Below are 13,354 nucleotides of genomic sequence, written 5' to 3' on the forward strand. Positions count from 1 at the left end.
TATGTGCAAACGAGGCGATATATATTATGTAGATTTTGGAAATCAGAAAAACAGTCACATCCAGCAGGGGATTCGACCAGCCATCGTCGTCAGCAATAATAAGGCTAATGACCATTCTCATTTGGTTACGGTTGTTCCCCTAACCAAGCAGATTTATAAGAAAAAGCACCTGCCTACTCACGTCTACCTCCCTAAGAAAGTTTTCAAAGGGCTCAAGTGGTCCAGCTTGGTTTTGGCAGAGCAGGTTCTTACGGTGGATAAATTTCAGTTAAAAAATAAGGTCATGACCATTCGAGAAGAGGCCTGGCTGGTGCGGATTGACCGGGCTTTACGGGTGCAGATAGGAGTTTAAAAATTTTTGAATAATCTTCGCTAATCACTTGATAAATAAAGAGTAGTACGTTAACATACACTTACAAAAAAGAAAAGGGGTAAAGCCATTAAAAAAATAAAGGAGGCAGAAACATGTGGCAAGAAGGAATATTTACAAGTCACAATCGAAAGGTGGTTTACCTAGCAAAGGTAAGCACTGAACCCTTCGAGGATGGAATAGACAACGGACGCATCTTTAAACTGGGAGTGGACGTAGACGGTGAGGAAGTCATTAGTTACGACAGAGGTTGGGAAATGTATCCGGAAGATGAAAGCCTAGAAGAAATTTTGGACCAGATTCTAGAACGTTTTCCAGCTTAAATATAGAGCGCAGAAATATTTGAAGTTTCTGCCTTAAAAATGTCTGATATACAAAAAATGGTCATTTCAGGCATTTTTTGTACATTTGAGAGGATAGCAATCCCTGATCAGTTGTTTTGAGTTATACTAGAAATATCAACAGAAAGAGGTGCTACACTTGAAAATCTTAGAAGTTGAAATCCTATCTACCTTATTTGCTTCAAGAGTTTATATCTACCATATCAAGGTTCAATTTTTAACACTTTATAATCAACAAACCTACAACATGCAGGTTATGCCAGTGACAAAGGAAGCCATCTCAGATATGGCAGCATACATAATGGAGAATTATTACAGGCGCATGGTTCGTTGTTCTTTGGATTGTTTTTCATTTGCGTAATAGGTCTACTTAACGTATAATATGATGTAGATGAGATATTCTCATGTCATCACTTTGATGAGACAAGTGACGGTTCTGACTTGTTGGTAAACAAAAATTAACCGAGTGTGAAATGAGAATTTTTAATTTGAGTGGTCGGCTCATGGTCAATCTGATATTAATCTTGGACATAAGGGCCAAGCGGGTGGCGGACACCAAAATTAAATCCGATATTTAATCTTGGACATAAGAGCCAAGCGGGTGGCAAACACCAGAATAAACCGACTAAAATAAATGGCTTACAGCTTGCTGTAGGCCATATTTTTTTATTTGTTTTACTTGAAGCACAGTGATTTTTCTATTAATTCAAGGCGTTTTTATGATATAATTAGATAGATATTATGTAATGAGGAAAAATAGTTAAAGAAAATTTCAATTTTTATCGATGATTCAGGAGTATTTCATTCTAATCACAATTATTTTGTATATGCGGGTTTTTGTTTTATTTCAGATGAAGCTAAGATTTCAGCAAAAAAACGTTACCGAACACTAAATACAAAAATTAAAAAATCAACACATGTTAGTGGAGAATTGAAGGCTTCAAATGTTGAACGGAAACATAAAAACGCACTTTATAAAGTTTTAAAGGACGAGATTAGTTTTTCAGTTGTAGTTAAACTATCAGAGATTAAAAGCTCTATTATGATAGATAAGAAATCAAGACAGCGATTCAAGGATTATGCATTAAAACGAGTAGTAAAAAATTTATTCAAAGAAATGCTACATCAAGAATTGATTGATAAAAATGATGATATTGAGCTTTTTGTAAATATAGACCAGCAAGGTTTTGCCACAAATGGATTATATGGACTTGGCGATGGTATCTTAGAAGAATTGAGACACGGCATTACAAACTTTAATTATGGTATTTTCCATCGACCTATTTTAGAGGGAGAGTTTATAGTTCACACCAAATCTTGCGTTTCTGAAAATGATTATTTAATACAAGCTGCGGATATCCTTGCTAATAGAATTTGGAACTCTTATGAAAATAAATTAATAGGATTGAGAAATATACCAAATCATACATTTTTAAAATTACCGTAGTTTTCACTTGATAAAGTAATGCATGTGCTGTATAATATAGTCACAGGTATTGTTACACTGTTTAAACATCTGAAATGTGATTATAGCAATTAAGCGTATGTTAAGTACGTCACCTTCAGATGGGGCACCCTCAGTGGTGCTTTTTTATTACTATTCAAGGAGTAAAGTGAATCATAATATTTAGAGTTCTATCTTTTGCGAGATAGAACTCTTTTTATTTGTCAAGTAAAAATTGTAAAAATCGAAAAGACGGAACTATCCTGGTACTAGGGTGGAACTAATGCGGAACTACCCCGGAACTAATACGGTACTAAGTCGGTACTGCTTTGCACGAAATGTTGTGATATGATTAAGATGTGAAAGAATATAGAGAGGGGTGAAGGCCATGCCAAGACGACCCGCTCTGCCTTGCAAGCATTCAAACTGTCCAAGCCTAGTGCCTTACGGTTCTAAGTATTGTGAGGAACATAGCCACCTTCATTCACTGGAAGTAAAGTCCACAAAGGCAAAAGGGTACGATTCACGATGGAACAAAGCCAGACTTCGTTTCTTGAAGATTCATCCATTTTGCGTACGGTGCCTGAATCGGAATCGTTACAGGCGGGCGACGGTGGTGGACCATATCGTTCCACATCGAGGAAATCAAAAATTGTTCTGGGATGAGGGCAACTGGCAACCTCTTTGTAAATCCTGTCATGACCATAAAACCATGACCGAAGACCATACTCCAATTTATGGATATGATTTTTAGTGAGGGGGAGGGGGGGATAAAACCTCTGTCAACTGCCTCTCAAAAGACCGTGGCCCCCTCAAACGTGCATTTTCGCAAAATGCAAAAGGGGTATATTTTTTGAAGAAATAAATAACTGAGAAACAAGCTGTAACAAGATATTATGGCTTATTTTTCTTTCGTTTTATGTTTTAAAAGGTTAGAGATATTTCAGTAAAGAAAGGAGGCAGAAATGGACGATTTTCAACGAAAACAGATTAGAAAACTACGTTCTGAAGGTTTGGGATACCAATCAATTGGAAAGATAGTCGGTTTGTCTAGGGATTCTGTTCGCAATTACTGCAAACGAAACCCAGAACTTTTGGGCTATCGAAATGCCGTCACAAAGATGATAAAAGACCAAGCCAGTGGCCTTCCTTGTTGCCTTCACTGTAAAGAAACCTTTATCCCCAAAGGAACTGGGCGACCTAAGAAGTTTTGTTCGGATGCCTGTCGGAGATACTGGTGGCAGGACCATCCAGAGTTACACCAGAAACAAAATACAGCTTACTATGAATTGACTTGCCAACATTGCGGTAAGTCTTTTTTATCATACGGCAATGCGAACCGGAAGTTTTGCAGCCATGCCTGCTATATTCAATCTCGTTTTTACTAAGGAGGTAGTATGAAAGTTACACAAGATATGAAGTGGGTCACTTTACCCATTGGGACATTAAAACCTGCAGCTTATAACCCACGAAAGAAGTTGAAAAAAGGTGATAAGGAATACGAAAAAATCAAGAAGTCCATTGTGGAGTTTGGTTATGTTGAACCGATTATTGTTAACTACGATGGTACTGTGATTGGCGGTCATCAACGACTGACCGTCTTATCTGACTTAGGCTATAAAGAAGTTCAATGTGTTCAGGTTCGGATTGATGATGAGAATAAGGTAAAGGCCCTGAATGTTGCTTTAAATAAAATCACAGGCGCGTGGAATGAAGAACTTCTCGCAGACCTGATGGTGGACTTGCAAGATGCGGATTTCAATTTAGACCTAACCGGTTTTGAAGTCCCGGAAATCGATCAGCTATTTTCTAAAGTTCACAACAAGGAAGTGAAAGAAGATGACTTTGATGTAGATGGGGAGCTGACAAAGCCGACTATCTCGAAACAAGGAGATATCTGGCATCTTGGGAAACACCGAGTGATTTGTGGTGATTCTACAAAGCCAGAAACTTATCAGCTTCTCCTGGGAGATAAGAAGGCCAACCTTGTCGTAACTGACCCTCCTTACAATGTTAATGTGGAAGAAACAGCGGGTAAAATCAAAAATGATGATATGTCCGATGCAGATTTCTTTCAGTTCCTTTTTAACATGTTTGTCAATGTAGAACAGTCCATGGAGGATGATGCTTCCATCTATGTTTTCCATGCGGATACAGAAGGGCTGAACTTCAGAAAGGCCTTTAAGGACGCTGGCTTTTATCTGAGCGGTTGTTGCGTTTGGAAAAAGAATGCCCTGGTATTAGGTAGAAGCCCTTACCAGTGGCAACATGAACCTGTGCTCTATGGCTGGAAACAAAAAGGAAAACACCAATGGTTTTCTGATAGAAAGCAGACGACCATTTGGGAATATGACCGTCCAAAATCCAGCAAAGAGCATCCGACTATGAAGCCTGTTCAGCTTATGGCTTATCCGATTCAGAATTCTTCCATGCGAGGGACACTTATCCTGGACCCATTTTTAGGCAGTGGCTCTACCTTAATTGCGGCTGATCAGACCGGTCGGGTTTGTTATGGTATTGAATTGGATGAGAAGTTTGTGGATGTTATTGTCAAACGTTATATGGAAGCGACGGAAAAGTCAGATGTGCAGCTAATCCGTGAGGGCAAGACCTTAGCTTTTGAAGAAGCAGTTAGTGAGTATGAGAAGGAAACAAGCGAAGCATAAGAAGGTGACGGAAACAGAAGCCCTCCAATATCTCAAGGGACTGTCTGAACAATTGGTTGACTTATCACAAGATTCTCCTGGAGTACAGGAATTGAGGAACGCTATAGAGCGTGCTCGTAAGACTAGACAATTTGGATGTTTGGAACTAGAGTATTTGGACCAAGCGATGAAAGAACTCGAATCAAAATTTCAAAATTAAGCATAATAATTATCTATTATAACTGGATAAATATGCAGATTAGAGGTATTATACCATTGACCAAATTAAATCCCCCAAAGGAGAAACATATGATGCTCTATTCAAGTGCAGAAGCCAACCTCATCTTGGAACAAGCCCACAATCGCTTAGACCTCTTATCCAAAGGATTTATAACCTTGACTCAAGAACGAGAGTTGGACAGTGTAGAACAGGAAGAAGCTACCCAGGTTCATAACTTACTAACTTCCATTCAAGAAACCGATATGAGTAGAAAAATAACTGATCTGGAAATGCAGCTGATTGTTGAGGATACTCATCGTATCTGGAAAGATGTTTCTTTCACTTAGAGAAAGTAAGGAGATAGCGAAATGGTGAATGCGAAGATTGTAGAATTATTAAAAAAACGGTATGCTGCTGGGACTCGGGTAAGGCTTCTCAAAATGGAGGACCCGAACGCAGTGCCTATCGGTACACTCGGAACAGTCAAGGATGTGGATGATATTGGTTCCTTGATTGTTCAATGGGACAATGGAAGGCAACTCCATGTGTTGCATGGTATTGATGAAGTCGAGAAAATCGATTCATAAGAAATAAAGCCTTCGGGCTTTTTTCTTGTGGGCTGAAGGAGGTGAGGGCATGGCACAGAAGGGCAGAAAGCCCAAACCAACTAGTTTAAAAATCTTAGAAGGGAATCCTGGCAAGCGTCCACTCCCAAAGAATGAAATTCAGCCTAAGAAGAAAGCTCCTAGATGCCCTTCTTGGCTTGAAGAAGATGCCAAAAAAGAATGGAAGCGTATGGGCAAAATCCTGGAAGGGTTGGGACTTTTAACCGATATGGATATGACGGCTTTTGCGGGTTACTGCCAAGCTTATGCACGCTGGAAGGAAGCAGAAGAGTTTCTTTCAAAACACGGCTCTATCATCAAAACTCCCAATGGCTATCTCCAACAAGTGCCACAGGTTTCCATTTCTCAGACCAATCTCAAAATCATGCTCAAGTTCTGTGAGCAGTTTGGTTTAACTCCATCTGCCAGAACACGGCTGGCTTCAATGAATACAGAAGTGGGGTCAGGAGATGAAATGGAAGATTTACTTGGAGGGCGCTTATGACGTATCACTATATCCCTTCTCCCTTCATGCTTCCAACTTCTCATTATGATGAGAAAAAGGCAGACCGGGCAGTAACCTTCATTCAGAATCTCTGCCACACCAAAGGGCGCTGGGCGGGACAGAAATTCTTATTATTACCATGGCAGGAACAAATTGTACGTGACCTTTTTGGTATAGTAAAGGAAGATGGGAATCGACAGTTCCTGATGGCCTATGTAGAGATTCCCAAAAAGAATGGGAAGTCTGAACTGGCTGCTGCGATTGCTCTTTATCTCTTATACGCAGACGGGGAAGCCAGTGCAGAAGTGTATGGAGCGGCTTGTGACCGAAATCAGGCTTCTATTGTTTTTGATGTGGCCAAGCAAATGGTTTTGATGAGCAGGGCTTTAGAAAAACGCTCCAAAGTCATGGGTGCCACTAAACGTATCATCAATTATTCCAATGCAGGCTTCTATCAAGTGTTATCGGCTGAAACTGGAACCAAGCATGGACTCAATGTATCAGGTTTAGTCTTTGATGAAATTCATGCTCAGCCCAATCGCCATTTATACGATGTCTTAACCAAGGGGAGTGGTGATGCCAGGGAGCAGCCCCTCTTTTTTATTATCACGACAGCAGGAAATGACAAAAACTCCATCTGCTATGAACTGCATACCAAGGCCTTAGATATACTAAAGGGGCGAAAAAAAGATAGTAGCTTTTATCCAGTTGTCTATGGCCTTTCAGAAGAAGATGATTGGAACGATGAAGAGAACTGGCTAAAGGCTAATCCTTCACTCGGCCATACAATTGGAATTGACCGGGTTCGGGAAGCCTATCTGAATGCCTTAGATAACCCAGCAGAAGAGAATATATTCAAGCAGCTGCGACTCAATATCTGGACCAATTCAGCAGTGACTTGGATTCCGGAACATATCTATGATAAAGGGAGCCAGGAAATTGATGTGGAGAGTTTAAAAGGCAGGGATTGCTATGCTGGTCTGGATTTATCTTCCACTTCAGATATTACGGCTCTTGTACTGATATTTCCACCTAGACATGAAGGTGAGAACTATCAGGTTCTACCTTTCTTTTGGTTGCCTGAGGATACACTAGCTCTCAGGTCCAGAAGAGATCATGTGTTGTATGATGTCTGGGAAAAGCAAGGCTTTCTTCTTACCACAGAAGGGAATGTCGTTCATTACGGTTTTATTGAACGGTTCATTGAAAAACTCTCCACTATCTACCACATCAGAGAAATTGCTTATGACCGCTGGAATGCGACACAGATGGTTCAGAACCTGGAGGGCATGGGCTTAATAATGGTTCCATTTGGTCAGGGCTATAAGGACATGAGTCCACCTTCCAAAGAGTACTATAAACTCATGATGGAAGGTAAAATCCAGCATGGAGGTCATCCGGTCCTAAAATGGATGGCCCAAAACGTAGTCATGAGACAGGACCCAGCCGGAAATATTAAGCCTGATAAAGAAAAATCTGTCGAAAAGATTGACGGGATTGTCGCAACCATTATGGCTTTAGACAGGTGCATTCGACATCAAAAGAATGACGGTAGTATTTATGATGAGCGAGGAATCTTATCCTTTTAAATTTATTAGATTTTCTACAATTGAAAGAATGAATGTAAAGCGTCTCAAGCGAGGTGCTTTTTTTCATGCCTAGAGAAGGAGATGACTATGGGAATATTGGAACAATTAGGACTAAAACGACAGAGGGGAGAGCCCAAAAATAAGTATGAAGGGAATGACTTTTCGCTACTCTTTGGTCGAACCACGAGTGGGAAAACGGTCAATGAACGGACGGCATTACAAACGACAGCGGTCTATGCCTGCGTAAGGATTCTGTCAGAGACCATTGCATCTTTACCTCTCCATGTTTATCGATACACCGAAGGAGGAAAAGCAAAGGATACGGAACATGTCCTTTACACGCTTTTGCATGATGAGCCGAATCCTGACATGACATCTTTTGTCTTTCGGGAAACCTTGATGAGCCATCTCTTGATCTGGGGAAATGCCTATTCTCAGATTCTTCGTGACCGTTCAGGTCAGGTGATTGGACTGTATCCTTTGCTGCCGGATCAGATGAGTGTTCACCGAAGTGAAAAGGGTAAGCTCTTTTATGTTTACAATCGCTATGAGGAAGATAATCCTAATTTTCAGGAAAAGGGAAGCATTGTTTTATCGCAAGAAGAAGTGCTTCATATTCCGGGATTAGGGTTTGATGGTCTGATTGGTTATTCTCCGATTGCTCTGGCGAAGAATGCGGTGGGTATGACGCTTGCTTGTGAAGAATATGGCGCTAGTTTCTTTGGCAACGGTGCTAACCCCGGTGGAATTCTCGAACACCCGGGTATCTTAAAAGACCCTGCTAAGGTCCGAGATTCCTGGAATGCAGTCTATCAGGGGACACGAAATGCTCATAAGGTAGCTGTCCTGGAAGAAGGGATGAGCTATAAGCAAATTGGGATACCGCCTGAAGAAGCACAGTTCTTGGAAACCCGTAAATTTCAAATCAATGAGATTGCGCGTCTCTTTCGGATACCACCGCACATGGTAGGAGATTTAGAGAAGTCCAGTTTTTCGAATATTGAGCAACAATCTCTTGAGTTTGTCAAATATACTCTGGACCCTTGGGTCGTTCGGTTTGAACAAGCCCTTAAGAAAAGTTTGCTGCTGCCGGAAGAAAAGAAGACCCATTTCATTAAATTCAATGTGGATGGCTTGCTTCGTGGGGATTACCAAAGTCGAATGAACGGCTATGCGATTGGCCGACAAAACGGCTGGCTATCGACCAACGACATCCGAGAACTAGAAGAACTTAACCCTATCCCGCCAGAAGAAGGCGGTGACCTTTATCTCATTAATGGCAATATGACCAAGTTAAAAGATGCAGGAGGATTTATGAAAACAAATCAAAAAGGAGAGAGCCATGAATAAATTTTGGAATTTCAGCGAGAATGAAATGGGGCGAGTGCTGCATCTAAATGGTACGATTGCTAGTGAATCCTGGGTGGATGATGATGTGACTCCGCAAATTTTTAAGAATGAACTCATGAGTGGCACCGGGCCATTAACCTTATGGATTAATTCACCGGGTGGAGATGTCTTTGCGGCAGCCCAAATCTACAACATGTTAATGGACTACAAAGATGACGTGACCGTCAATATTGATGGCATTGCAGCTTCGGCAGCCAGTGTCATTGCTATGGCAGGAACCACCGTCAATATGAGTCCGGTAGCTATGATGATGATTCACAATCCGATGACGGTCGCAATTGGGGACTCCAAAGAAATGGAGAAGGCCATTGCGATGTTATCGGAAGTAAAAGAGTCCATTCTCAATGCCTACGAAATCAAAACTAGCTTATCCCGGGTACAGTTGTCCCACTTGATGGATGCTGAGTCTTGGTTTAATGCTAAGAAGGCTCTTGAACTTGGGTTTGCGGATTCTATTTTGTATGAGCCTGCACCTCATGAAGATGGGACGGTTCAAAGTATGATGTTTAGTCGAGCAGCGGTGACCAACCAGCTGCTTTTAAAATTGGCTGATAAAAAACCTCAGCCCAAAACACCAGTTTCTCAGTTAGAGAAACGGTTGTCACTCTTGAAATAAGAAAGGAATAACCATGAGTAAAATTTTACAATTGCGAGAAAAACGAGCGCAGGTATGGGAGAAAGCAAAAAGCTTTCTGGATACCTGTCGGGATGATAAGGGGCTGGTTTCTGTAGAAGATACGGCCCGTTATGAAGAAATGGAAGATGAGGTTGTTCGCCTTGGTAAAGAGATTGAACGCTTGGAGCGGCAGGAAGCACTGGACAAGGAATTAGCCAGTCCGGTTAGTCAAGCCATTGTCGCCAATCCAACTGTAGGCGGAGGAAATCCAAAAGGCGGACGTTCCTCTAAAGCCTATAACACAGCTTTTTGGAACAATATCCGCAAGAAAAACTTCTATGATATCGAAAATATCCTCAGTATTGGAGACGACTCACGTGGCGGTTACTTGGTTCCAGATGAATATGAGAAACGCCTGATTCAGGCTCTTCAAGAAGAAAACTTCATGCGGAGTCTTGCAACGGTCATTCAGACTTCAAGCGGGGAGCGGAAGATTCCAGTTGTGTCAGGGAACGGTGAAGCCACTTGGATGGATGAGAACTCTAAGTTCAAGGAATCAGAAGATACCTTTAGTCAAGTAACGCTTGGTTCCCATAAGGTTGGAACAGCCATTAAGATTTCTGATGAGCTGCTCTATGATTCCGTCTTTGATTTGGAAAGCTATATGGCTAATGAATTTGCTCGTCGTATTGGTGTGAAGGAAGAAGAAGCTTTTCTGATTGGTGATGGAACAGGTAAGCCAATTGGAATTTTTCAAACGGTCACTGAAGGGGCGACTAGTGGTGGTGCGACCATTACCTTTGACGATGTCATGGATTTGTATCACTCGCTTAAATCACCTTATCGGAAAAATGCAGTATGGATTTTGAACGATTCGACTGTCAAAGCCTTACGGAAACTCAAGGACAATAATGGCAACTATATCTGGCAGCCATCTGTTCAAGCTGGTGTACCAGATATGATTCTGAATCGTCCTTATTTCACCTCTAGCTTTGTACCAACGATTGATACAGGTAAGAAAGTTTTGGCTTTCGGTGACTTTTCTTACTACTGGATTGCGGACCGTCAAGGACGTTCCTTTAAGCGTCTGAATGAGCTCTATGCAGAAAGTGGTCAAGTTGGCTTCCTTGCTAGTCAGCGTGTGGATGGTAAGTTAATTCTGAATGAAGCGGTTAAAGTTTTGACCATGAAATGAGGCTTCTCATGAAGATTAGTTTGGAGGAAGCAAAGAACTATCTAAGGGTTGAACACTCAGAGGATGACCACTTGATTCAAGTCATGATTTCTGCCAGTGAAGAGTTGTGTTCCAGTATCCTACGAAAGAATCTGGAGGAAGTGACGGAGGAGAAAGAAGTTGACTTCCTTCAGACGATTGTTTTGTTTGGGACAGCTTATCTTTACGAGCACCGAGAAGAAGGAGGGCAGGAGAGTTTGGTAGAACTCCTCAAGGCTCTTCTTTCTGCTCACAGAAGGGATGTGTTCTGATGAAGATAGCTCCATTAAGCAAACGGGTTTTCTTTGAAAAACGAGTCATTGTGCAAGATGCTATTGGCAATGAAAACAGTCAGTGGCAACCATTGTTTTCTAGGTGGTGTTCCTGCAAGGTACTTCTTGAAACGGAAGGCACTGCAACAGTAATGGTCAAGAATATTCATCAGTTACGCTTTACGCTGCGCTATGACCCGGCTATTCAAGAGTTGGATAGTAAAACCACTCGTCTTCGCTTTGAGAATAAGGTTTATAATATCAAGGCCATTGATTCGTTGACTTATCCTCAGAAGATAATCCTGATAGATGCGACAGAGGAGGTACAATATGCCAACAATTGACCCGTCTGACCTAGCTCTAGCTGTTCAAAAGGAGTTAGAAGATTATGTTGAAAGGTCTACTGAAACAGTGAAAGCAGTGGTGGAAGACAGTACGCAGGAAGCCGTCAATAAGTTAAAGCAACATTCTCCAAAAAATCGGGGAAAATATGCTCGAGGGTGGACCTCTACTGCGACTAAAGAAACGAATCTAGCTTTGACAAAAACGATTTATAATCGAACACCAGGACTGACACACCTCCTTGAAAATGGTCATGCCAAACGAGGCGGTGGCAGGGTTGAAGGAATTCGGCATATTACTCCTGTTGAAGAAAAGATGATTCGCCAATTTGAAGAGCGCTTGAAGGAGAAGTTATGAAAAAAGATGAGTGGTTTCCATTTTTAAGCAGTCTAGGTTTGTCCTGTGCTTACCACCATTTTGAGGAGGGGCATAGTCCAGCTCCTCCCTTTTTGGTGTACTGGTTTCCTGCTTCTCAGAATTATGGAGCAGATAATCTGGCTTATCACAAAGGAAGTCAAGTCAGACTGGAGCTTTATACCGAGAAAAAAGACCTTGGTTTAGAAGAGAAAATAGAAGCGGCACTCGACAGTCATTCTCTCTTTTTTGACAAGGAAGAAACCTATCTGGATACAGAAAAGCTGTATCAGGTTATTTATCATTTAAGTCAATAGAAAGGAAAAATCCGATGGAGAAAAATAAAGTCACCTTTGGTTTGCAGGATGTCCATTGGGCAGAAGTGACCAAAGAAGGAGATGATGGGTCGCTGACCTACGGAACAGTGGAGCGACTTAGGGGTGCCGCAGAGCTGACCTTGGAGCCACAAGGGGATTCTGGTTCATATAAAGCAGACAACATCAATTTTTATACGACAGAATCAAATGATGGCTATGAAGGAACTCTGAAACTGGCTCTTTTGACACAGGAATTTTTGACTCGAGTGTTGGGAGAAACTATCGATGCCCAGAGTAAAGTCATCTCAGAAATTGCAAGCAGCGAAAAGAAAAACTTTGCTTTAATGTTTCGCTTTGAAGGGGATAAGAAAGAAACGCTCCATGTGCTCTATTATTGTTATGCAAGCAGGCCAACCGTTGCTTCTAAAACAAAGAGTGGTTCAGACATCAACGAAGTAGAATTGAAATTCAAAGCCAGTCCTCGGCCGCTGGATAAAATCGTCCGTCGCAGGACCACAGAGGATACCCCAGAAGATGTCAAAAAGACTTGGTTTACAAAAGTCTATGAGCCAACTGTGAAACCGGGAGGTTAATCATGCGAAAAATGATTCAGTTATCAGGTAAGAAAATTGAGCTTGCGACCAATGCTTACACACCAATTGCCTATAAAAAAGAATTTGGGAAAGATTATTTCCAGGACCTGTTTCAAATGTTGCAGGCGGAGTCGATTCTAAAAAAAGCTGAACAGCTAGAAGAAGGCGAAACTTTATCTGCATCTGATGTGGATATGAGCATGTTAGCGGATTTTGATATGACATTTTTCCACCGGCTCTTTTGGGTTTTTGCCAAATCAGCTAACCCATCAATTGAACCTTTTGAAGAGTTCTTTATGGGCTTAGAAGAATTTCCGCTTCAAACAGTAGGACCGGTTCTGATGGAATTGTTAAATCAAGGGATGACAACCAGAAAAAAGTCGATGCGTCGGAAGAAGCGAGCAGCGAAACCTTCACGGTAGAATCCTATCTTCACTGTTGTAAAGAGACAGGACTATCCATGTCAGATTTAAAAGAGATAACGATTGGCATGGCGCTGGATTATCAGACAGACTATG

General features: G+C 41.5%; 21 protein-coding genes. All 21 read left to right on the top strand.

The annotated features are described in order from the left end of the window. Position 1 precedes the first annotated feature (1 nt). Positions 2 to 352, top strand: a complete 351-nt coding sequence (locus tag HMPREF1514_RS01180) for a type II toxin-antitoxin system PemK/MazF family toxin (protein WP_037596707.1) — start codon at positions 2 to 4, stop codon at positions 350 to 352. Positions 353 to 465: 113 nt separating this feature from the next. Beyond that, positions 466 to 693, top strand: coding sequence for a DUF7678 domain-containing protein (locus tag HMPREF1514_RS01185; protein WP_000267706.1), 228 nt, complete (start codon positions 466 to 468; stop codon positions 691 to 693). Between the two features lie 148 nt (positions 694 to 841). Beyond that, a complete protein-coding gene (locus HMPREF1514_RS01190) occupies positions 842 to 1,072 on the top strand; it encodes a hypothetical protein (RefSeq protein ID WP_232216464.1) in 231 nt (76 codons plus the stop codon). A gap of 420 nt (positions 1,073 to 1,492) precedes the next feature. Beyond that, a complete protein-coding gene (locus tag HMPREF1514_RS01195; RefSeq protein WP_232216470.1) occupies positions 1,493 to 2,158 on the top strand; it encodes a DUF3800 domain-containing protein in 666 nt (221 codons plus the stop codon). A gap of 385 nt (positions 2,159 to 2,543) precedes the next feature. Then, positions 2,544 to 2,909: an HNH endonuclease signature motif containing protein gene (locus HMPREF1514_RS09085; RefSeq protein WP_037596715.1), complete on the top strand. Its 366-nt coding sequence runs from the start codon at positions 2,544 to 2,546 to the stop codon at positions 2,907 to 2,909. A 211-nt stretch (positions 2,910 to 3,120) separates the two neighbouring features. Further along, on the top strand, positions 3,121 to 3,543 hold the full coding sequence (locus tag HMPREF1514_RS01205; protein WP_037596717.1) for a helix-turn-helix domain-containing protein: 423 nt from the start codon (positions 3,121 to 3,123) through the stop codon (positions 3,541 to 3,543). 9 nt (positions 3,544 to 3,552) lie between these two features. Beyond that, on the top strand, positions 3,553 to 4,821 hold the full coding sequence (locus HMPREF1514_RS01210) for a site-specific DNA-methyltransferase (protein ID WP_037596718.1): 1,269 nt from the start codon (positions 3,553 to 3,555) through the stop codon (positions 4,819 to 4,821). After that, positions 4,796 to 5,020, top strand: a complete 225-nt coding sequence (locus HMPREF1514_RS01215) for a hypothetical protein (RefSeq protein ID WP_002904803.1) — start codon at positions 4,796 to 4,798, stop codon at positions 5,018 to 5,020. The genes HMPREF1514_RS01210 and HMPREF1514_RS01215 overlap by 26 nt, the downstream gene beginning before the upstream one ends. 89 nt (positions 5,021 to 5,109) lie before the next feature. After that, on the top strand, positions 5,110 to 5,367 hold the full coding sequence (locus tag HMPREF1514_RS01220) for a hypothetical protein (RefSeq protein WP_232216465.1): 258 nt from the start codon (positions 5,110 to 5,112) through the stop codon (positions 5,365 to 5,367). 24 nt (positions 5,368 to 5,391) lie between these two features. Then, the gene (locus HMPREF1514_RS01225) at positions 5,392 to 5,607 is read left to right on the top strand and encodes a DUF4314 domain-containing protein (RefSeq protein ID WP_037597235.1); all 216 of its coding nucleotides are present in this window, start codon (positions 5,392 to 5,394) and stop codon (positions 5,605 to 5,607) included. 49 nt (positions 5,608 to 5,656) lie between these two features. Then, on the top strand, positions 5,657 to 6,130 hold the full coding sequence (locus HMPREF1514_RS01230; protein ID WP_037596725.1) for a phage terminase small subunit P27 family: 474 nt from the start codon (positions 5,657 to 5,659) through the stop codon (positions 6,128 to 6,130). Beyond that, positions 6,127 to 7,719 (top strand): terminase large subunit, encoded by a 1,593-nt coding sequence (locus tag HMPREF1514_RS01235; protein ID WP_037596727.1) that lies wholly within the window; start codon positions 6,127 to 6,129, stop codon positions 7,717 to 7,719. Before HMPREF1514_RS01230 ends, HMPREF1514_RS01235 begins: the two co-directional genes overlap by 4 nt. Positions 7,720 to 7,806: 87 nt before the next feature. Further along, on the top strand, positions 7,807 to 9,069 hold the full coding sequence (locus HMPREF1514_RS01240) for a phage portal protein (RefSeq protein WP_037596729.1): 1,263 nt from the start codon (positions 7,807 to 7,809) through the stop codon (positions 9,067 to 9,069). Then, positions 9,062 to 9,745: a head maturation protease, ClpP-related gene (locus tag HMPREF1514_RS01245; protein WP_037596730.1), complete on the top strand. Its 684-nt coding sequence runs from the start codon at positions 9,062 to 9,064 to the stop codon at positions 9,743 to 9,745. The genes HMPREF1514_RS01240 and HMPREF1514_RS01245 overlap by 8 nt, the downstream gene beginning before the upstream one ends. Before the next feature lie 13 nt (positions 9,746 to 9,758). Further along, on the top strand, positions 9,759 to 10,940 hold the full coding sequence (locus HMPREF1514_RS01250) for a phage major capsid protein (protein WP_037596731.1): 1,182 nt from the start codon (positions 9,759 to 9,761) through the stop codon (positions 10,938 to 10,940). 8 nt (positions 10,941 to 10,948) lie between these two features. Beyond that, complete coding sequence (locus tag HMPREF1514_RS01255; protein ID WP_008282402.1) at positions 10,949 to 11,230, top strand: head-tail connector protein; 282 nt, start codon at positions 10,949 to 10,951, stop codon at positions 11,228 to 11,230. Continuing rightward, positions 11,230 to 11,574, top strand: coding sequence for a head-tail adaptor protein (locus tag HMPREF1514_RS01260; RefSeq protein ID WP_037596734.1), 345 nt, complete (start codon positions 11,230 to 11,232; stop codon positions 11,572 to 11,574). The genes HMPREF1514_RS01255 and HMPREF1514_RS01260 overlap by 1 nt, the downstream gene beginning before the upstream one ends. Beyond that, complete coding sequence (locus tag HMPREF1514_RS01265; RefSeq protein ID WP_037596736.1) at positions 11,561 to 11,929, top strand: HK97 gp10 family phage protein; 369 nt, start codon at positions 11,561 to 11,563, stop codon at positions 11,927 to 11,929. Before HMPREF1514_RS01260 ends, HMPREF1514_RS01265 begins: the two co-directional genes overlap by 14 nt. Continuing rightward, on the top strand, positions 11,926 to 12,243 hold the full coding sequence (locus tag HMPREF1514_RS01270) for a hypothetical protein (protein ID WP_037596739.1): 318 nt from the start codon (positions 11,926 to 11,928) through the stop codon (positions 12,241 to 12,243). The genes HMPREF1514_RS01265 and HMPREF1514_RS01270 overlap by 4 nt, the downstream gene beginning before the upstream one ends. A 14-nt stretch (positions 12,244 to 12,257) precedes the next feature. Beyond that, the gene (locus tag HMPREF1514_RS01275; RefSeq protein WP_037596740.1) at positions 12,258 to 12,836 is read left to right on the top strand and encodes a major tail protein; all 579 of its coding nucleotides are present in this window, start codon (positions 12,258 to 12,260) and stop codon (positions 12,834 to 12,836) included. Between the two features lie 2 nt (positions 12,837 to 12,838). Further along, a complete protein-coding gene (locus tag HMPREF1514_RS01280) occupies positions 12,839 to 13,258 on the top strand; it encodes a hypothetical protein (RefSeq protein WP_037596742.1) in 420 nt (139 codons plus the stop codon). Positions 13,259 to 13,354 lie beyond the last annotated feature (96 nt).

This window comes from Streptococcus sp. AS20, assembly GCF_000524255.1.
GTDB classification, from domain to species: domain Bacteria; phylum Bacillota; class Bacilli; order Lactobacillales; family Streptococcaceae; genus Streptococcus; species Streptococcus constellatus.